General features: G+C 71.0%; 14 protein-coding genes and 1 pseudogene. 6 read left to right on the top strand and 9 right to left on the bottom strand.

Going from position 1 to position 17,717, the window contains the following annotated elements; translation table 11 throughout:
- Positions 1–147: 147 nt before the first annotated feature.
- The 4 genes from AB0M79_RS31940 (at position 148) to folE (ending at position 4,144) form a co-directional block, all read left to right on the top strand.
- Complete coding sequence (locus AB0M79_RS31940) at positions 148–282, top strand: hypothetical protein (RefSeq protein WP_357535298.1); 135 nt, start codon at positions 148–150, stop codon at positions 280–282.
- Positions 283–385: 103 nt separating this feature from the next.
- The gene (hpt, locus tag AB0M79_RS31935) at positions 386–961 is read left to right on the top strand and encodes a hypoxanthine phosphoribosyltransferase (protein WP_212825745.1); all 576 of its coding nucleotides are present in this window, start codon (positions 386–388) and stop codon (positions 959–961) included.
- 445 nt (positions 962–1,406) lie between these two features.
- Positions 1,407–3,422 carry an ATP-dependent zinc metalloprotease FtsH gene (gene ftsH, locus AB0M79_RS31930; protein ID WP_364221050.1) on the top strand — a complete coding sequence of 672 codons (2,016 nt, stop codon included), beginning with the start codon at positions 1,407–1,409 and terminating at the stop codon, positions 3,420–3,422.
- A gap of 104 nt (positions 3,423–3,526) precedes the next feature.
- Positions 3,527–4,144 carry a GTP cyclohydrolase I FolE gene (gene folE / locus AB0M79_RS31925; protein ID WP_357535659.1) on the top strand — a complete coding sequence of 206 codons (618 nt, stop codon included), beginning with the start codon at positions 3,527–3,529 and terminating at the stop codon, positions 4,142–4,144.
- Positions 4,145–4,156: 12 nt separating this feature from the next.
- Here the strand turns inward: folE and AB0M79_RS31920 are convergent, their stop codons facing one another.
- Complete coding sequence (locus tag AB0M79_RS31920; protein ID WP_364221047.1) at positions 4,157–4,813, bottom strand: hypothetical protein; 657 nt, start codon at positions 4,811–4,813, stop codon at positions 4,157–4,159.
- Positions 4,810–7,389, bottom strand: a complete 2,580-nt coding sequence (locus AB0M79_RS31915; protein WP_364221044.1) for an FtsK/SpoIIIE domain-containing protein — start codon at positions 7,387–7,389, stop codon at positions 4,810–4,812. The genes AB0M79_RS31920 and AB0M79_RS31915 overlap by 4 nt, the downstream gene beginning before the upstream one ends.
- 202 nt (positions 7,390–7,591) lie before the next feature.
- Here AB0M79_RS31915 and AB0M79_RS31910 point away from each other — a divergent pair, with 202 nt between their 5' ends.
- Positions 7,592–8,119: a hypothetical protein gene (locus tag AB0M79_RS31910; protein ID WP_364221041.1), complete on the top strand. Its 528-nt coding sequence runs from the start codon at positions 7,592–7,594 to the stop codon at positions 8,117–8,119.
- A 2-nt stretch (positions 8,120–8,121) separates the two neighbouring features.
- Here the strand turns inward: AB0M79_RS31910 and AB0M79_RS31905 are convergent, their stop codons facing one another.
- The 7 genes from AB0M79_RS31905 to AB0M79_RS31875 are packed head-to-tail and all read right to left on the bottom strand — an operon-like array spanning position 8,122 to position 16,428.
- Complete coding sequence (locus AB0M79_RS31905; RefSeq protein WP_364221038.1) at positions 8,122–8,727, bottom strand: hypothetical protein; 606 nt, start codon at positions 8,725–8,727, stop codon at positions 8,122–8,124.
- A gap of 13 nt (positions 8,728–8,740) precedes the next feature.
- The gene (locus AB0M79_RS31900) at positions 8,741–9,868 is read right to left on the bottom strand and encodes a M23 family metallopeptidase (protein ID WP_364221035.1); all 1,128 of its coding nucleotides are present in this window, start codon (positions 9,866–9,868) and stop codon (positions 8,741–8,743) included.
- Positions 9,865–10,416, bottom strand: a complete 552-nt coding sequence (locus AB0M79_RS31895) for a hypothetical protein (RefSeq protein ID WP_364221032.1) — start codon at positions 10,414–10,416, stop codon at positions 9,865–9,867. The genes AB0M79_RS31900 and AB0M79_RS31895 overlap by 4 nt, the downstream gene beginning before the upstream one ends.
- Positions 10,417–10,420: 4 nt before the next feature.
- The gene (locus AB0M79_RS31890; protein ID WP_364221029.1) at positions 10,421–12,340 is read right to left on the bottom strand and encodes an MFS transporter; all 1,920 of its coding nucleotides are present in this window, start codon (positions 12,338–12,340) and stop codon (positions 10,421–10,423) included.
- 1 nt (position 12,341) lies between these two features.
- Entirely contained in the window at positions 12,342–15,680 is a 3,339-nt protein-coding gene (locus tag AB0M79_RS31885) for an ATP-binding protein (protein WP_364221026.1), read from the bottom strand.
- A 55-nt stretch (positions 15,681–15,735) separates the two neighbouring features.
- The gene (locus AB0M79_RS31880; RefSeq protein WP_212825763.1) at positions 15,736–16,098 is read right to left on the bottom strand and encodes a hypothetical protein; all 363 of its coding nucleotides are present in this window, start codon (positions 16,096–16,098) and stop codon (positions 15,736–15,738) included.
- Positions 16,099–16,113: 15 nt separating this feature from the next.
- Positions 16,114–16,428 carry a hypothetical protein gene (locus tag AB0M79_RS31875; RefSeq protein ID WP_357535314.1) on the bottom strand — a complete coding sequence of 105 codons (315 nt, stop codon included), beginning with the start codon at positions 16,426–16,428 and terminating at the stop codon, positions 16,114–16,116.
- A gap of 326 nt (positions 16,429–16,754) precedes the next feature.
- Between AB0M79_RS31875 and folP the strand changes: the two are divergent.
- Positions 16,755–17,594: pseudogene (gene folP / locus AB0M79_RS31870) on the top strand (dihydropteroate synthase); the annotation flags it as partial.
- Between the last annotated feature and the right edge of the window lie 123 nt (positions 17,595–17,717).

Genomic DNA, 17,717 nt, shown 5'->3' with positions numbered 1-17,717 from the left:
AGCCTACGCCGAAGGTGGCAGGAAATCGAGGTTCAATGGCATCTCTGCCACTGGGCGGGCCGTCGGCGGCGGCGGAGACTTCTACGTGACGTCCGGTGCGCACCGGCGGCGAAGCTCTCCAAGCCGACTCGAAAGGCTGACGCCGCCATGGAATTCTTCGTTCTTCTCGCTTTTGTCGGGCTGCTCGCGCTCGCCTCGGTCATCGGTGTGACCAGTGACACCCGCGATTCCGCCGACTGGAAACCCACCGACGAGGGCCGGCGCTGGCAGGCCAGCGCCTGACCCGCGACGGTGCGTGATCCGCCGCCCGCCGTACGTGGGGCAGCCAGCCGAAAAGCGCCTGCCCCGCTGACAGGCCGCAACCCGCGTACGGCAGGCTTAGGTCATGTCTGACGGCTCCTGGTACGACGCCGACATCGACCACGTGATCATCTCGGAAGCCCAGATCCGCGAGAAGACGGCGGAACTGGCCAAGCAGGTCTCCGTCGACTACGCCTCGGTCGAGGACGGCCTGCTGCTCGTCTGCGTACTCAAGGGCGCGGTCATGTTCATGGCCGACTTCGCCCGGGCGCTCGGCCGCCACGGTCCCTCCACCGAGATGGAGTTCATGGCCGTCTCCTCCTACGGCCAGGGCACCACCTCGTCCGGGGTCGTACGCATCCTCAAGGACCTCGACCGTGACATCGCCGGCCGGCACGTCGTGGTCGTCGAGGACATCGTCGACTCCGGCCTCACCCTGTCGTGGCTGCTGAAATACCTGGAGTCCCGGTCGGCGGCCAGCGTCGAGGTGGTCGCGCTCTTCCGCAAGCCCGACGCGGTCAAGGTGTCGGTGCCGGTGAAGTACGTCGGCTTCGACATCCCGACCGAGTTCGTCGTCGGGTACGGCCTCGACTTCGGCGAGCGCTACCGCGAACTGCCGTACGTCGGGGTCCTCAAGCCCGAGGTCTACGCCCGGGCCTGACCACGTCGGCGCGTACAGGCCACTCTCAGGAACCGTCGTTACCGTGGACGGCGCCGGGAGCAGGCCGGCCCGGTTCCGAACCCAGCCCGGGGCGGTCCGGGGCGGCTGTCGCGGGGGCCGCGAGCCCACACGCACACCCGGGACGGTGTCGCCGTGCGTAGACCGCCCCGAAACACTCGCGCCTCGCGCTCACGGTGTACCTTCGAATGACCGTGGCGCAGCAGATCAGTGCCGCGGGCAATCCGGCCATCCTGGCCGGTCGGACGGATCCCGGACGGACGGATCCCGGCCGACCAGCCGGTCCGGTCGGATCAGGGCCGGCCACCCAGGTCGGGTCGAAACCGGCTCCCGAGCCGGTCGAGAGGTCGCCACCGGCGGCTCCTGGCTAACCAGACGGCCAAGACGTCGATCAGGAGGGTCCGGGCGTTTCGGCGCTCGAAACAGCATGGAACGTACGCGTTTCTTCCGCCGCCCGGTGGTCTGGATCATCCTGGTGATCATCGGTGCGATCGCACTCAGTTCTTTCTTCACCAGCGGTCCGAGCTACCACAAGGTCGACACTTCGGTGATGCTCGAGCAGCTCAACAAGGGTGGCATCGACAAGGCCGTCCTACAGGACAAGGAGCAGACGCTCCGGCTCGACCTCGCCGACCAGGCGCGGTTCGGCGACACCGACACCGACAAGATCGAGGCCCAGTTCCCGTATCAGGTGGGCGACGAGGTCTGGAACAGTGTGCTCGAGGCGAAGGCGGCCAACCGGATCACCGGCCCCGCCGACACCGAGGTGTCGCAGGACAACGTCTTCCTCACCCTGCTGGTCAACCTGCTGCCGATCGCGGTGCTGGTCATCCTGCTCCTGCTGTTCATGTCGCAGATGCAGGGCGGCGGCTCCCGGGTGCTCAACTTCGGCAAGTCCAAGGCGAAGATGATCACCAAGGACACGCCGAAGACGACGTTCGCCGACGTCGCCGGCTCCGAGGAGGCCGTGGAGGAACTCCACGAGATCAAGGACTTCCTCCAGAACCCGGCGAAGTACCAGGCGCTCGGCGCCAAGATCCCGAAGGGCGTCCTGCTCTTCGGCCCGCCCGGTACGGGTAAGACCCTGCTCGCCCGCGCGGTCGCCGGCGAGGCCGGCGTGCCCTTCTACTCGATCTCCGGTTCCGACTTCGTCGAGATGTTCGTCGGTGTCGGCGCCAGCCGGGTCCGCGACCTCTTCGAGCAGGCGAAGGCCAACGCCCCGGCCATCGTGTTCGTCGACGAGATCGACGCCGTCGGCCGGCACCGGGGTGCCGGTATGGGCGGTGGCCACGACGAGCGCGAGCAGACCCTCAACCAGCTCCTCGTCGAGATGGACGGCTTCGACACGAAGGGCGGCGTCATCCTGATCGCCGCCACCAACCGCCCCGACATCCTCGACCCCGCCCTGCTGCGGCCGGGCCGCTTCGACCGGCAGATCCCGGTCGACACCCCCGACATGGAGGGCCGCAAGGCCATCCTGAGGGTGCACGCCAAGGGCAAGCCGTTCACGCCCGACGTCGACCTCGACGCGGTCGCCCGGCGTACCCCCGGCTTCAGCGGCGCCGACCTGGCCAACGTGATCAACGAGGCGGCCCTGCTGACCGCCCGCCAGGACAAGCGGGCGATCTCCAACGAGTCGCTGGAGGAGTCGATCGACCGGGTGGTCGCCGGCCCGCAGCGGCGCACCCGGGTCATGGGCGACAACGAGAAGAAGATCACCGCCTACCACGAGGGCGGCCACGCACTGGTCGCCTGGGCGCTGCCGCACGCCGCGCCCGTACACAAGGTGACGATCCTGTCCCGGGGCCGGTCGCTCGGACACACGCTGGTGCTGCCCACCGAGGACAAGTACACCCAGACCAGGGCCGAGATGATCGACACCCTGGCGTACGCGCTCGGCGGCCGGGCCGCCGAGGAACTGGTCTTCCACGAGCCCACCACCGGTGCCGGCAACGACATCGAGAAGGCCACCGCGCTCGCCCGCGCCATGATCACCCAGTACGGCATGAGCTCCAAGCTCGGTGCCATCAAGTACGGCACCAGCGGCGACGAGCCCTTCCTCGGTCGCAACATGGGCCACGAGCGGGACTACTCCGACGCGGTCGCCGCCGAGATCGACGGCGAGATGCGGGCGCTGATCGAACTGGCCCACGACGAGGCATGGGAGATCCTGGTCGAATACCGGGACGTGCTCGACAACATCGTGCTGGAGCTGATGGAGAAGGAGACCATCTCCCAGACCGACATGGCCCGCATCTGCGCCCGGGTGGTCAAGCGGCCGCCGATGGCGCCGTACAACAACTTCGGCAAGCGCCAGCCGTCGACCGAGCCGCCGGTCCTCACGCCCGGCGAGAAGAACACGCTGAAGAAGCAGGCCGAGGCGGATGGGGCACAGGCCGCCGCCGTCGGCGGGCCCGCCGCGAACTCGGACGGCACACACTGAGCGCCGGCACGGGCTCCCGCCCCGACCCGGTCGAGGCGTTCCCGTCGCCCAACGGCCAGTCGGTCTCCTCGACCGAACCCGACGGCGACGACGCCCTCGACTACCTGGCCGCCCGGCTGGTCAACGGCAAGCTCACCGGTGTACCCGTCGAGCAGGCCGTCGACCTCGACCGGATCCAGCGCGCCGTACGCGAGATCCTCGTCGCGGTCGGGGAGGACCCCGACCGCGACGGGCTGCGGAACACCCCGGCCCGGGTCGCCCGGGCGTACGCCGAGCTGTTCGCCGGCCTGCGCGTCGACCCCGCCCAGGTGCTCACCACCACCTTCGAGGCCAACCACGAGGAACTCGTGCTGGTCCGCGACATCGACGTGATGAGCCTGTGCGAGCACCACCTGCTGCCGTTCCACGGCGTGGCGCACATCGGCTACGTGCCCGGCACCCACGGCCGGATCACCGGTCTGTCCAAGCTCGCCCGGCTGGTGGAGGTCTACGCCCGCCGCCCCCAGGTGCAGGAACGGCTCACCTCGCAGATCGCGGATCTGCTGATGGCCAAGCTCGACCCGCGCGGCGTGATCGTCGTGCTGGAGTGCGAGCACATGTGCATGGCCATGCGTGGCATCCAGAAGGCCGGGGCCAAGACCATCACCTCGGCCGTACGCGGCCTGCACCAGCGCAGCGCCAAATCCCGCGCCGAGGCGATGTCGCTCATCATCAACTCGTAGCGGGCGGCGGCCCTATCCGTTGATCCGGTCGGCAACCGACCACAGGCACAGCACCAGCATCGGGGCACCACACACCAGAGCCCCGACCAGAGCAGTGCGCTCGACCCGGGCGCCGGGTGCCGGCCGGAAGACGAAACCGACGACCAGCCAGCCGAGGGCGAACGCCGCCACCGGCAGTCCGGCCCCGCACAGCAGCACGGCGAGATCCGGCGACCGCTCCCCGGACACCAGGTAGAGGGCCACCTCGATGACCAGGACCACGAGAGCGAACGGGCCGTACACGAGCAGGTTGCGCAGCCACGGGGCGCCCGCGCCACGCGGCGGGTCGGGCAGCGTACCCGCCGCCGCGGCGTCCGCCGCATCCACGATCGACCGGCTTCGCCGCAGTGCCGTCACCACCGCCCCGGGGCCGCCACCCATCCTCGCGGCCTCCGCCGCCACCTCGGCCGGCTCCGGCACCAGATCACGGTCCCGGACCCCCAGCTCACGCAGACGCGACTGTTGCGGCACGAGTCGGGCCCGTACCCCGGTCAGCTCGTCGCGGGCGGCCTGGACCGCCTGCGCCTGCTCGCTCGCGGCCTGGGCAGCGGCCCGGCGTACCGCGTCCAGCCGCTGCGCGGCCGCCAGATAGTCACGCCACGCGTCCGCGGTCGGCTCCGGCCCGGTCATGCGTCCCGCTCCGGACCCGTGAACGGCACGATCACCGCCGTACGGTCGGTGTGCCGGTCGTGGAGCAACGCCCGGTTGGGCCGAGGCTGCCAGTCGACCGGGCGACCGACCAGCGCCGACACCTCGGTGCCGGGCACGTTGAGGAAGACCAGGCCGGCCACGTCGTCGCGGGCCGCGGCGCCGCCCAACTCCTCGGCGAACCGGCGCGTCCCACGCCACCACGACAGCAGATGGACCCCGCGGCCGGGGCCGTGCCGCAGCAGCTCCCGAAGCCGCTCCGCCGGCAGCGAGTCCGTACCCACCGTGTCCATGCCGAAGACCACCAGATAGCCGGGACGATCCAGGCCCAGTGCCCCGGTCAGGCCCGCCACGTCGACACTCTCGACCTCCTGCCGCCCGGCCAACTCCGCCACCAATGCGTTCGCGGCCGGATCGCCGTCACTGACCAACGAGGCCACGACGAACCGCACCGTACCCGGCGCGTGCTGCACAGCCAGGCTGCGGGCCGCCGCCGCCAGCACGTCCGCGCCGGCCGGGTCCGGGCCGAGCACCGCCAGATGCCGGCCCGGCGAGGCGTCGAGCGGAAAGGACGCGGTCGACAACTGGACGTCGACCGTCCGGCCCACCAGCGCCGCCGGCCGCGCCGACCGGCCCGCCAGCGCCGCCCGGTAGGTCGGATCGTCGTCGAGACGCTGCTCCGCATACCCGGCGAACACCGGCGGCGGTGTCGCCTCCGGCGGCCGGGCCTCCCACAACCGGTGCCGCAGCGCCGACAGCGCCGCCCGGTCGGCGTGCGGATCCGGAAACCGGACGATGCGTTCGTGCCCCCGGGTCGCGCCCCGCGGCCCACCCAACCCACCCGCGGTGTTGACGACCGCCGTACCCAGCGGCAGGCCGGCGGCCGCGTCGTTGGCGGGCTCCAGCACCTCACCGCCGCCGGGCAGGGCGACCCGTACCGGGAACTGTCCGAAGATCGCGTCACGCTTGGCGTACAGCGCCTCGACCCCCAGCACCGTCTGGCTCGCGAGCACCAGGTGGATGCCGTACGACCGGCCCTTGCGGGCCAGCGACTCCAGCAGGTCCACCGCCTCGCCGGCCAGCCGGTCGCCGCCGGCCAACAGCACCTGGAACTCGTCCACCACGCACACCACCCGCGGCAGCCGCTGGCGCTCGCGCAACTCGGCGAAGCGGGTCACCCCGGCCCGCTTGTACGCCACCGAACGCCGGGTCATCTCCGCGTCGAGTTCGCGTAGCACCGCGAGCCCGTACTCCCGGTCGGACTCGACACCGACCGCCCGTGCCTGCGGCAACCACGTCTGATCCCGTTCGGTCGGCACGAACTCGACGAAGGAGACGCCTTCCTTGAAATCGAGCAGGTAGAGCGTCAACTCCGCCGGACCGTACCGGGCGCAGAGTCCATAGAGGACGTTGACGAGGAACGCCGTCTTGCCGGAGCCCGACCGCCCGCCGACCATCCAGTGCGGCGTCAGGTCGTTGAACTGGAGCAACACCGGACGATCGCCGTCCTGGCCCACCGTCGTCGCCAGCCCCGCCGACGACTCCTCGGTCCACGACCCGTCGACCTCGTCGGGCAGCAGGTCACGCAGCGACAGCCGCGACCGGGCGTCGAACCGGTCGGCCAACTCCTGACACACCCGGTCGAACAGGTGGGCCGGCGGGTCCTCGTCGAGGAAGACCGGAGAATTCAGCCCGGTCGACGGCAGATGCGGTGCCGGGCTGCCGAACGACCCACCCGGCGGATCACTGATCAGCGCGTACGGATTCCGCAACGTGACCATCGTGGTCCGCGGCAACGGCGCCTGAGTGGTCTCCGCGGTCAACGGCGGTGGCGGCCAGCCGGCCACGATCAGGTGCAGACCGGCCGCCGGACCGTGCTGCGCCAGGGCGGCGATCCGGGCCAGATCACCACCCTCGGTCAGTTCCGGCAGCGACGCGATCACCACCAGCAACGTACGATCCCGGCGGTTGTGCCGGGCCGCGGCGGGCCGGGCGGGCCGTACCCACTGCTCGGCCTCGGCCAACACCGCCCGCAGCCCGGTGCGGTCGGAGACCGGCGGCGGCATCAGCCCGGCATCGGCAAGCGGGGCGAACGGCGCGAAAACCGTACCCATCCCGGCCGCGTCGACCGCGCGGACCAGCAGCGAACCGGCCGGCGCGGCCGCGAGCAGCCGCAGCAACACGGCCCGGATCAGACCCGAGACCCGCGCGTCCCGGGCATCGGCGTCGATAGTCAGATGACCGGTGCCGAGGAGCGGGACGATCGCCGGGAATCGGGCATCGTCCAACGGCTGCGCCGTACCGATCCGGACGAACTCCGGCAGCCCCGGCCCACCGAGCGGCGTCTCCGCCGACTGCGCCTCCAACGGCCCGCCGAGCCAACCCGGCGCCAGCAAGGCCGCCGCGGCCCGCAGCCGCTCGGCCAGATCATGCTGCTCCCGCCGGTCGGCCGGAGCCGGTCGGGTGGCGTCGAGGGCACCACCGGCCGCCGCCACCACCGCCGCGGCCTGCCGGTGCAACACGGCAGCCCGGCTCGCCCGCCCCTTCAAGCTGGCCACCCCGTCCGCCTTTCGTCGTGGCCGGCACGTCCGTCGAAAGACGACCGTATCCCAAGAACCGCACCGCCTTTCACGGACGCGCAGGCAGTGCGGCCAGGGTCGACGGGGTGACTACGCATAGTTAACGATCGAGCCGTTGTGGTTACGGAGATGGAGGTTCGTGCCCGTTGGGTCGGGGCGCCAGGGCCGATAACCTCGGTACGTGGAATCAGCGATGCCTCCGGTGCAACCCGGTCAGCGGTCCGCGTACGGGCCCGGCGGTTCGATGCCCCGGGTACGGCGGCTCCGGCTGGTGCTGTCGGTGTTGGGCGGGATGATCGCGTTGCTCTGCGTCGGTGGGGCGGGAGTGGTGTACGTCGCGTACGACACCGTGACCCAGCCCGACCGCAGCGCCCCGGACGTTGTTGTCGACAACTATCTGCGCGCGGTGTTCGTCGAACGTGACGACGTCAAAGCGGCCATCTTCACCTGCCCAGAGTCCGCCCGGCTGGCTCCGCTTTTGCTGCTTCGTGCGGACCTGTTGAGCCGTGAGCAGGAGTTCGGCACTCAGTTCAACGTCTCGTGGGGGAGCCTGGGAATGATAACGCGCGATGAGTTTGCCGAGGTCACGCTGGAGTTGAGGATTTCTGCCTCGGTAGATGGTTTCGAGCAGAGCGACCTTCAGGGCTGGCGTTTTGAGCTGGCAGAGTCCGATAGTTGGCGGGTGTGTGCCGCGGCAGAAAACGCCTAGTGTCACTCGATCCAGAGTAGATGGACCGGTACTTCCAGCGTCTTGGGTGGCTGGCCGGTCCAGGCCCAGCGGTACCAGTCCATCTCGGTGGCGACCCGTACGCAGATGTCCCCGTCGCTGCTCGTGTGCATGTCGGTGACCGCGCGCAGATCGCGTCGCTCCACCCCGTCGGAGACCTCGACGACCCGCCGACCGACCAGCGCGTCGGCATCCACCACCGGTACCGGATCGCGGCGGGCCGGCGCGTCGAGCGAGACCAGCCGCGAGAGCACGTCGGTGCGCGACGGGCGGTCGGAACTCGCCGGTCCGACCATCTCCAGCCATACCCGCTCGGCGGGTACCAACGGCGCGAACACCTCGATCTGCTCCGTCTCGGCGCGGTACCAGTCCTGTTCGACGATGACCGGCACGTAGCTGCGACTGCCCTGCACGACCGTCTCGTCGGCGCGGAGGTCCGTGCGCCAGCCGAGGCCGGGCAGCCCGACGACGACCCGCCGTCCGCGTAGGTCGTTCCGGCCAGCGGCCGGGGTGGGAACGATCGGCCGCGGTGGCCGCGGCGCCCAGTCGGGCTGGTCCGCGAACGGGTCCGGGATCGGCTCTCCACCCATCAGCGTCCCCGGATCATGTACCGGCCCCCAGGGGGGCGCCCACGTCCCGCATGAATCGCACCGGGTCGACCGCGCCGCGGCTGCTCCGGTCGCCGTTGATGTGCACCTCGAAGTGCAGGTGCGGACCGGAGGAGCGGCCGCTGGTGCCGACCAGTCCGATGACCTGACCGGCCGCGACCTTCTCGCCGACGGCGACGTGCGGCCGGCTGACCATGTGGCAGTACCGGGTGACGATGTTGCCGGCATGGAGCATGTCGACGTACCAGCCGCACCCTGCGGTGGACGGGGAGCCGTCCGAGTCGCAGGACCAGGGTGGTGCGCTGTCGGCGTCGCATCGGGAGACCAGCACCCGCCCGGCGGCGGCGGCCCGGATCGGCGTACCGCGGCCGGAACCGAGGTCGACCCCGTGGTGGCTCGGCCGCGACGCCGTCCGGAATCCGGAGACGATGCCCTCGCCGACCGGCGCGGTCCAGCCGGACGCGGCGACCTCACCGTCCGTCGCGCAGCGCAGATCGGAGACCGCACCGGCCGCCCGCGCCGCACCGTCGGCCAGGATGTTGACGATCTGCGTGGCGAGCGGTTCGTGCTTCGCGTACGCGTCGGGGAAGGCGCTGACCTGTACCTTCTGGGCCGCCTCGGTGAGCGGCATCTGCTGCCAGCCTTTGACGGTGAGCAGTTTCTGGTAGAACTTTCGGGACGCGTAGACCGGATCCTGGAGCTGGGCCGGCGTGCCCCAGCCCTGGCTGGGCCGCTGCTGGAATAGCCCCACCGAGTCGTGGTCGTTGTCGGCACCCAGGTGGGGCAGGTTCGACAGCGCCGACTCCTGCATCGCGGTCGCCACGGCCACGACCCAGCCCTTGGGCGGCACGGACATCTCCGCACCCACGTTGATGATGACGGCCGCGTTGCGGATCTGCGCCTCACCGTACGGGTCGATCCGGGGCAGGTCGCCGTTGGCGTCGACCGGCCCACTCTCGCCGCAGCCGAAGCTGGACAGCAGAAGGGAGCCGTCCTCCGTCGCCGGGTCGGTGAGGAAGAGCGCGGTCACCCCGCCGGCGCAGCAGAGCGCCACCAGCACGGTGGCGATTCCGAGGGCCAGCACCCCGCGCCATCGCCGGCGTCGGCCGCCGCCCGTGGTCATGCCCGCTCCCAGTCGACACCGTCGACCAGCCAGCGGTCCGACGAGGTGACCATCCGCAGCCGTAGCCGACCGGAGTCGACCGGGACCGTCGCGTCGGCGAGCCCTTCGGCGTACGGGGTCAGGGCGGGATCGCCGGTCACCCGGCTGGCGGGCACGACCGCCGGGTCCACCCCGCTCAGTTTGTCGGCGAGCGCGGCCGTCGAGTGCGGGAGCAGCGCGGCGTGCCAGTCCTCGGCCGAGACGTCCTGATGGTCCACCCAGGCCGCGGCGAAGGCGCGGGCGACGGTTTCCGGCGCGGGTGTGCCCGGCCGGGCCTTGATCGACGGTTGCGGTGGTGGCGACACCACCCCGTCGTCACCGGTACCCGGGTCGATGGTGACCAGGGGACGCACCGGTGCCCCCCGGGGCACCTCGTCACCGGTCCCGTCCGGTCCGGACACCAGCCGGGCCAGTGCCACGATGCCGAAGATCGCCATGCCGAGCGCGACGGCGACCCACACCCGGGACCGGAAGACGCCGACGACGAGGCGTTCCAGTGCGCGTCTCAACCGGTCACCTCGCCTCGGTACGCACCCGCGGTGCTGGCTCGGGCGTCGTGCGGTCGCTGGAGCCTGGACGGTAGATGGCGAAGGAGGGAGCACTCTCGGGGACGTCCGGTTCGGTCCACTGCGCGGGGCGCCGTGGCCGGACCGGTGGCCGTGACGGTTCGCGGGAAGGGGTGGCCGCCGGCTCCGCCGCCGACGACGGTGCCTTCTCCCCGGAGCGTTCCCGGCCCTCGGAGGAATGCGCCGGATCCTCCAGCCGCGCCTCCGGGCGCAGGTTGGACTGTTCGACGACAACCTGCCGACGTTTGCCGGACTGCGGTTCCGCGGAGCTACCCGGTTCGGCGCTGTTGAGCTTCGCGGCCTCGCGCATGTCCTTGAAGAACTGGCGGTGCCACGAGCCGGCCGAGGTGACCGCGGCGGTGGCGTCCTTGCCCCCGAGCTGGGTGATCCGCCGGTACGGCCGGAGCAACAGCCACCCGACCACGCCGCAGAGCCAGACCAGCACCACCTGCAGCCAGCCCGGCAGGGTCGGGGTACTCATCACCAGATCGACCGCCAGGAGGTAGACGGCCGCACCGGTACCGAAGATCGCGATGTTGAAGATGGCGGCCACGACGGCGTTCCCGAGCCGCCGGATGCCGGCGCTGGCCGGGCGCATCAGCCCGACCGTGCCGAGGATCGGTGCGGCGACGACCGCCCACCGGAAGATCAGGAACCCGAGCAGGACCAGCAGCGACGCGGTGAGATCGAACATTGCGAACAGGAGCGCGGCGAGCACGGCGATGAAGCCCGCCCCCACCCGGTCCATGTCCCGGGTGCCCTGGAGGTACTCGTAGGCCTCCGGATCCTCGGCCCGGATCTGCTCGGCGACCTTCATCCACTGCCGGCCCTTGGCGTCGATGGTCGCCTGCCGAGTCGCGGGGTTGTCCCGCAACTTCTGCGCCTCGTCCCACGACAGCGACTTGGCATCGTAGAGCGCGCGCCCGTACTTCCGGGCCGTCTCGGTGTCCGCGGAGCCGAGCACGCCGCGCAGCCAGTTCCGGTAGAGCATCGTCTCGGTGGATGTGTCGCTGGCCCGTACCGCGGGTGGTCGTTTGTCGACGCAAGCGTCGGGATTGGGGACGGCGCATTTGTCCGGTGGCACGTCTCTGGCCGCCGGACCGACCGCGTCGTGTACGACGCCCAGGCCGCTCACCAGGGCCCGGTCCGCGATGTTGGCCGATGCCACCGGCCACGCCGCCACGGCGGTCACCGCCACCATCACGAATACCGCCCATCCGGCGGTCGTCATGGCGTTGCTCATGTCGGACTGCCGGGAGCGCCAGATGAGGTAGAGCCCCACCACACACAGCGTGACGATGCCGAAGACGCTGAACACCTTTTGGTAGATCGCCTTCGTGGCCTGCTCGACCAGGGGATCGGCCCAGCCCCACATCGACTGAGGGCTCCAGGCCCGTTCCCGCAGCGCGTTCGAGGCACCGATGATCGCGGTGGCGATCATGAACTCGCCGTTGGCGATCGTCGTGGTGACCCGGTATTCCGGGTGTAGCAGCGTCGAGGCGCAGCCGCCCTCGATGTCGTACGTGGTGTAGCTGTACCCGGCGTAGCCGTAGTCGCTGTAGAGCCCCTGCGGGCCGGGGAGCTTCGACGAATCAGGCCGCCCGGCGAACCAGCCGGCCAGTCCGGAGTCGGGAGTGCCCGGAGTCGGGGCGGTCAGGCACTGGGCGCGGGCCTCGGTGACGTCCTGGAGGCGGTCGACGCAGGCCCGGAAATCGGCCTGCCACTGCTCGGTGGTGCAGAGTTCGGCCGGGGCCCGGGCCGGCAGCGGGGCGGCTTGCGCCGGGCTTGCCCCCAGCGCCGGCCACGACACGGTCGCCACCGCACCGACGAGTACGGCGAGGAGCATGGCCATGGCCCGCCTGGCCATGTCAGGACTCCAGATCCGGCAGTTCGGAGGTGAGGGCTGTGGGTGTCGGTGTCATCGCGGCCGGTGTGGTGTCGAGGTGGTCGAGCAGACCCTCGACGTACGACACGTCCACGCGTACCTTCTGCACGCGACCGTCCACATCACGCATGACGAACTCCCGGAAGCCGAGCCGAGAAGCCGATGACGCATCCACGTTGGACAGGGAAGCCAGGGTGGCCTCGTAGCCGTCGTTGACCGGCACCCGGAGCAGCCGCAGGGCCTCCGAGGCGATCTCTTCGTCCTCGGCGATGCGGCCGACGAAGACGGTGGAGACGAGGTTCTGTACGTCGAGCCCGAGGATGTCGCGCGGGTTCTGCGACGCGACCAGGGCGGACAGGTTCCACTTGCGGGAGTCGCGGGCCAGCCGGACCAGGAACGAGCGTCCGGAGCGCCACCCCTCCATGAAGTGCGCCTCGTCGAGGCCGACCAGTTTGCGGGAGGACATGGAGCCGCCGTAGCAGCGCCGTACGGCGAGCCGGTGCGCGGTGTGCAGCATCGGCAGGGCGAGGGCTTCCTCGGCCGACCAGTACTCGCGTTCGATCTTGAGGTCGGGCAACCGCAGACCGGCCATGGTGATGACGGTCAGGGTGGCGTCGGCGCCCAGTAGCCCCTCCGGCGGACGGCCGAAGAAGAGCAGGGCCAGCGGCATCTCGGCGGTGTCGAGGAGCAGGTTGGCGAGTTCGCGCCCCTCGTGGTCGTCGAGGCCGGCCAGGCAGGCGACCACGTCGTCGAGCGTCGAGGTCTCCTCCGCCGGCACCTGCCGTACGGCATGTCGCAGCAGGGTCGCCGTGGACGCTTCCCGGGCGACCTGCGGTGGCACCAGCATCATGCAGATGTCCTGGACCAACATGCGGCGTTCGGCGCGGGCGTTGGAGACGGCGATCTCGAACTCACGGTCGCCCGCCGCACCGGTCGGGAACTCCGACCGCAGCGGGGTCGGGATCAACGCGTACGGGGCGAGGGTGCCCTGCTCGGAGCCGGTCAGGTTGAGCACCCGCGAGTACGGCCGCAGTTCGGGCATCGCGCACAGCCGGGCGAGCGGTCCGGACGGGTCGAGCAGCGTCACCTGCACGCCCCGCCGGGCGGCGAGGTAGCCCAGTGCGCCGAGCAGGGTGGACTTGCCGCCGCCGGGTTCGGCGACGAAGACGGCCAGCCCGGAGCGTTCGCGGACCTCCATCGGGAAGTGCAGGTCGAGGAAGACCGGCCGGCGGCAGGTGCCGGCGGTCCGGCCGATCAGGTCACCGCGCCGGTCGCCGACGGTGGACGCGGCCTGTGGCAGCGCGGCGGCGAGCAGTTTCACCGGCATCCGGCGGACGTAGCCGGTGTTGGCGATCGGCTCGCCGGGGATGAACTCCCGGGCCAACCAGTCCTGGCTCTTCGGATGCTGGAGCGCGATCCGCAGTTCGCGGGAGTAGAGCTGGATCAGTCGACGGGCCCGTTCGAGGCACTCCTCGCGGGTCTTTCCGCCGACCGCGATCCGGTGCCAGCCGTGCGCGCGGGCCGATTCCACCGGCAGCCCGGTGGTCATCTCGTCGCCGATCACCAGTGCCCGTTTGGCGAGCCGTTCCAGTTCCGGGGGCGCGTCGATGCCGTGCTCGGCGTAGTCGAGTTGCTGGGAGCGGATCATCCGGAGCCGGTGTTCGAGGTTCCGGAACGAGTCGTTGGAGCCCAGGATGTCGAATCGGGACGACAGCTCCATCGGCCACGGCAGCCGTTCGTGGAAGTGCAACCACGGCTCGTGGCGTTCGGGGATCTCCAGCGGCTCCATCCGGCCGACGGCGAGTACGGCGACGTGCCGCTCCTCGCCGGTCATCCGGTTGACCAGCTTCACGGTGGAGCCGTACGGGGTGCGGTAGCGCTCGATCTGCTCGGTCAGGGCGAGCAGGTCGCCGCGTTCCCACCGGCCGTTGGTGACCGGTGACAGCACGCCGGGCGGCGCCATGCACAGCGCCACCGAGCGGTAGAGCAGCCACTCGAGCTCCTGCGACGTCACCCGGCGGCCGCGCATGCCGAACGCGGCGAGCACCTCGTCGAACTGTTCGACCGTACGGCCGAGCTTGCGGCGTTCGCCCTCGCCGACGCCGCGGCCGAAGGCCCGCAGTACCCGTTCGGCGAGCGAGTTGCCGATCGTACGGCGGGCGAAGGTCACCCCGAGGTAGGTCTGCCCCTCGGCGTGGTTGACCGACAGCAGGTGCCGCTGGGCGGCGACGAGGTGGTCGGACCACGACGCGGCCCCGGGTACGTCGGGCAGCGGGTTGGCCGTGTAGGTGTCGATCGTCCGGGCCCACTCGTCGGCGGGGAACGGCCGGGTGGTCCGGCGCAGATGCAGCCGGAACCCGGCGAGCCCGGCGTACTGCTCGGAGATCGCCGAAAGGAGGGCCTCCCGTTCGGCGTCCGGCCGGAAGGCCCACCGCACCTCGGGCAGCCAGTACCACGCGGTGACGGTGTTGGGGGCGAACGTCAGGTGGCCGGCGATCTCGGAGATGGCCAGCTCGATCGACGGGTCGCGGTCGCTGAACTTGACCTTGGGGGGTTTGACCCGGACCGGTTTCGCTGCTGGCTGCTTCCGGGGCCGGCCGCGCTTGTCGGTCGCCGGTTTGTCGGCGCGGCGTCGGCTCGGGACCACGTCCTCGTCGGGTGGGATGGTGTCCGGCAGGGCGGACGGCTCCACCGGAACCGGTTGCTGGGCGGGGCTCGTGAGCAACTGGTCGATGGACGTGACCGGCTCGTCCGGAGCAACCGCGGCCGGTGGGGCGACCGGTGCTGTGACGTGGTGCGGTTCGGCGTCCGGCGGCACGACGACCGGAGCGGATGGCATCGCCGGCGCCGGCGACGGCGCCAGCTCGTGCCGTACCGGTTCGGGCCGGCGGTGGGCGGTGGGGCCCGGATCCGGCTCCCAGGCCGGCGGCCGCTCGCGGCCGCCGGGCAGCTCCGGTCGGGGCCGGCGGGCCGGCGTCTCTGGCGAGGCGACCGGTCGGTTGGCCACGGCGGCGGGTGGATCGACCCGTGGCGGCGATCCGGCGAAGAGGTCGAGGAACGGGGAGTCGATGTCGGCGTGCTCGGCGGCCGACGTCGGGCGGCGCCCCGCCGCCGGCGGTGCGGCCGGACGACCCCGGGGCGGTTGCGGCGCCTGGAAGACGGCGACCGCCCCGTGTCCGGGGCTCGCCACCAGCTCGCCGTCGGTGCCCGCCTCCTCGGCAAGATCAGGCTCGTGGTAGTCGCGTGAACGCGTACCGTCACGGCGGTTGCCGGTCGGGCGGCCGGCCGAGCGGGATGGGCCCGGCGGAGTGGAACGGGTCATGCTCTCGCCCCACCCAGGTCGCCGGCGGGTGGCGGGTTCCGCCGGATGTGTTCGCTCATACCAGTTCCTCCCGAACCCGGATGCGGGTGGCGATCAACCGGGGGTCGCGCCGTTCGACGGCCGGTTCGCGGGTGCGCCGCCAGTCGGTCAGTGCCGTCCGGATGACCATGCGTGCGGGCCGGTCGGGGTCGACGTAGCGGAAGATGAACGACGTCGTCACGATCGCCAGCGCGATTTCCCAGGCGGGGAACAGTTCGACGTTGAGCGTGAACATCCAGTGGATGAACATGTACAGCGGGACGAGCAGCATGAACAGGCCGTACTGGGCGTACGGGAGGTGTACCGGCAGCGTGTAGCCCGGCGGACCGAGGTAGACCAGTCGGGCCCGGTAGATGTCGTCGTCGGTGCGCAGCCGCATCTCGTGCCCCGCGCCCTATTCGAACATCAGATTGATCAGGTAATCCCCGACGAAGAACAGTGTGGCGGCGCCGGCGATGAAGGCGAGGCCGACGATCGCGATCGCCGAGCTGGTGAGCACCTTCGAGATCTCGCCCTTGCTGGCCCGGCCGATGAAGATCACGCCGAGTACGGCGAGCAGGATCGGGGCCACCTTGCTGGCCAGGAAGGTGACGACGCCCTCGGTGTTGAAGTCGGAGGGGGCCGGTTCGGCGGCGAGTATGGGGGCGAGCGCGTCGACCACCTGCGTGGCGCTCGTCCACGCCGCGTCGACCAGCTCTGTGGCGATCATCGGAAACCTCCCCGGTGCCCGGCCGGCGGAGCCGAGGCACTGCAGTTGTCAAGCCTTGCGAAGTGCCGAGTCGAGCATGGTCATGCTGACTCTGCGTCTCACCGCCACCGCGAATGGTGGTGATTTCTGGGCGTTTTGTGCAACTTTGGCCCATCCCCTCGCGCTTGGACGTCTGAATGATGCGCAATTCCAAAGCGTACGGTGCGCCCTGCTTAGGAACAAGCTACGAAGAGTGTGGCTGGTGGTGCTGGCGTGGCGCGAGGAATCGTACACCTGTTCTAAGAGGTGGTGGCAAGGGGTTCTCCGGCCCTGGGTACCGTCTAGCCGTGCCTGATCTGCTGCGCGCCGACCATCCGGTGGTGATGGGGGTACTCAACGTCACGCCGGACTCGTTCTCCGACGGCGGGCGGTACACCGATCTGGACGCCGCCGTACGACACGGGGTCGAGATGCGCGAGCAGGGTGCCGACCTGGTCGACGTCGGCGGCGAGTCGACCCGTCCGGGTGCCGACCGGGTCGACGCCAGGACGGAGATCGCCCGCATCCTGCCGGTTGTCCGCGCGCTCGCCGACCTCGGCGTACCGATGAGCGTCGACACCACCCGGGCCAGCGTGGCGGCCGCCGCCCTCGATGCCGGCGCGACGGTCGTCAACGACGTGTCCGGCGGGCTGGCCGACCCCGCGATGGCCGGGGTGGTGGCCGCCGCCGGCTGCCCCTGGGTGCTGATGCACTGGCGCGGCCACTCGAAGCGGATGCGTGATCTCGCCAGCTACTCCGACGTCGTCCGCGACGTACGGACCGAACTCGCCCGACGGATCGAGGCGGCGCTCGCCGCCGGGGTCGCCGCCGACCGCATCGTCATCGACCCCGGACTCGGCTTCGCCAAGGGCCCGCAGGACAACTGGCGGCTCACCATGGGCCTGCCGGACCTGCTGTCGTTGGGGTATCCGTTGCTGTTCGCCGCCAGCCGCAAGTCGTACCTGGGACAATTGCTCGCCGGGCCGGACGGGACGCCACGGCCGACCGGTGGCCGTACGGCCGCCACCGTCGCCACCAGCGTGCTCGCGGTCGCGGCGGGAGCATGGGGGGTACGGGTGCACGACGTACGCGAGACCGTCGACGCGCTCGCGGTGTGGCGGGCCAGCGGGCGCCCCCGGCTGGCCACCGCCCCGACCGCGGACCCAGCCCAGACCGTAAACCCAGCCCAGACCGTGGCCCCGGCACCAACCGTGGACCCAGCACCGACCGTGGACCCAGCACCAACCGTGGACCCCGGGACCGGCCCCGGG

The sequence above is a fragment of the Polymorphospora sp. NPDC051019 genome (assembly GCF_040683055.1).
In the GTDB taxonomy this organism is placed as follows: Bacteria; Actinomycetota; Actinomycetes; order Mycobacteriales; family Micromonosporaceae; genus Polymorphospora; species Polymorphospora lycopeni.
The sequence above is the reverse complement of the archived record's forward strand: the minus strand, read 5'-3'. Positions and strand labels throughout refer to the sequence as shown.

Bases quoted from the DNA above. Each gene is read 5' to 3' on its own strand.
- AB0M79_RS31875 (WP_357535314.1), bottom strand. From the start codon at position 16,428: ATGATCGCCACAGAGCTGGTCGACGCGGCGTGGACGAGCGCCACGCAG.
- AB0M79_RS31905 (WP_364221038.1), bottom strand. From the start codon at position 8,727: ATGGGTGGAGAGCCGATCCCGGACCCGTTCGCGGACCAGCCCGACTGG.
- AB0M79_RS31890 (WP_364221029.1), bottom strand. From the start codon at position 12,340: ATGGCCAGGCGGGCCATGGCCATGCTCCTCGCCGTACTCGTCGGTGCG.
- hpt (WP_212825745.1), top strand. From the start codon at position 386: ATGTCTGACGGCTCCTGGTACGACGCCGACATCGACCACGTGATCATC.
- AB0M79_RS31920 (WP_364221047.1), bottom strand. From the start codon at position 4,813: ATGACCGGGCCGGAGCCGACCGCGGACGCGTGGCGTGACTATCTGGCG.
- AB0M79_RS31880 (WP_212825763.1), bottom strand. From the start codon at position 16,098: ATGCGGCTGCGCACCGACGACGACATCTACCGGGCCCGACTGGTCTAC.
- AB0M79_RS31885 (WP_364221026.1), bottom strand. From the start codon at position 15,680: ATGACCCGTTCCACTCCGCCGGGCCCATCCCGCTCGGCCGGCCGCCCG.
- AB0M79_RS31900 (WP_364221035.1), bottom strand. From the start codon at position 9,868: ATGACCACGGGCGGCGGCCGACGCCGGCGATGGCGCGGGGTGCTGGCC.
- AB0M79_RS31940 (WP_357535298.1), top strand. From the start codon at position 148: ATGGAATTCTTCGTTCTTCTCGCTTTTGTCGGGCTGCTCGCGCTCGCC.
- ftsH (WP_364221050.1), top strand. From the start codon at position 1,407: ATGGAACGTACGCGTTTCTTCCGCCGCCCGGTGGTCTGGATCATCCTG.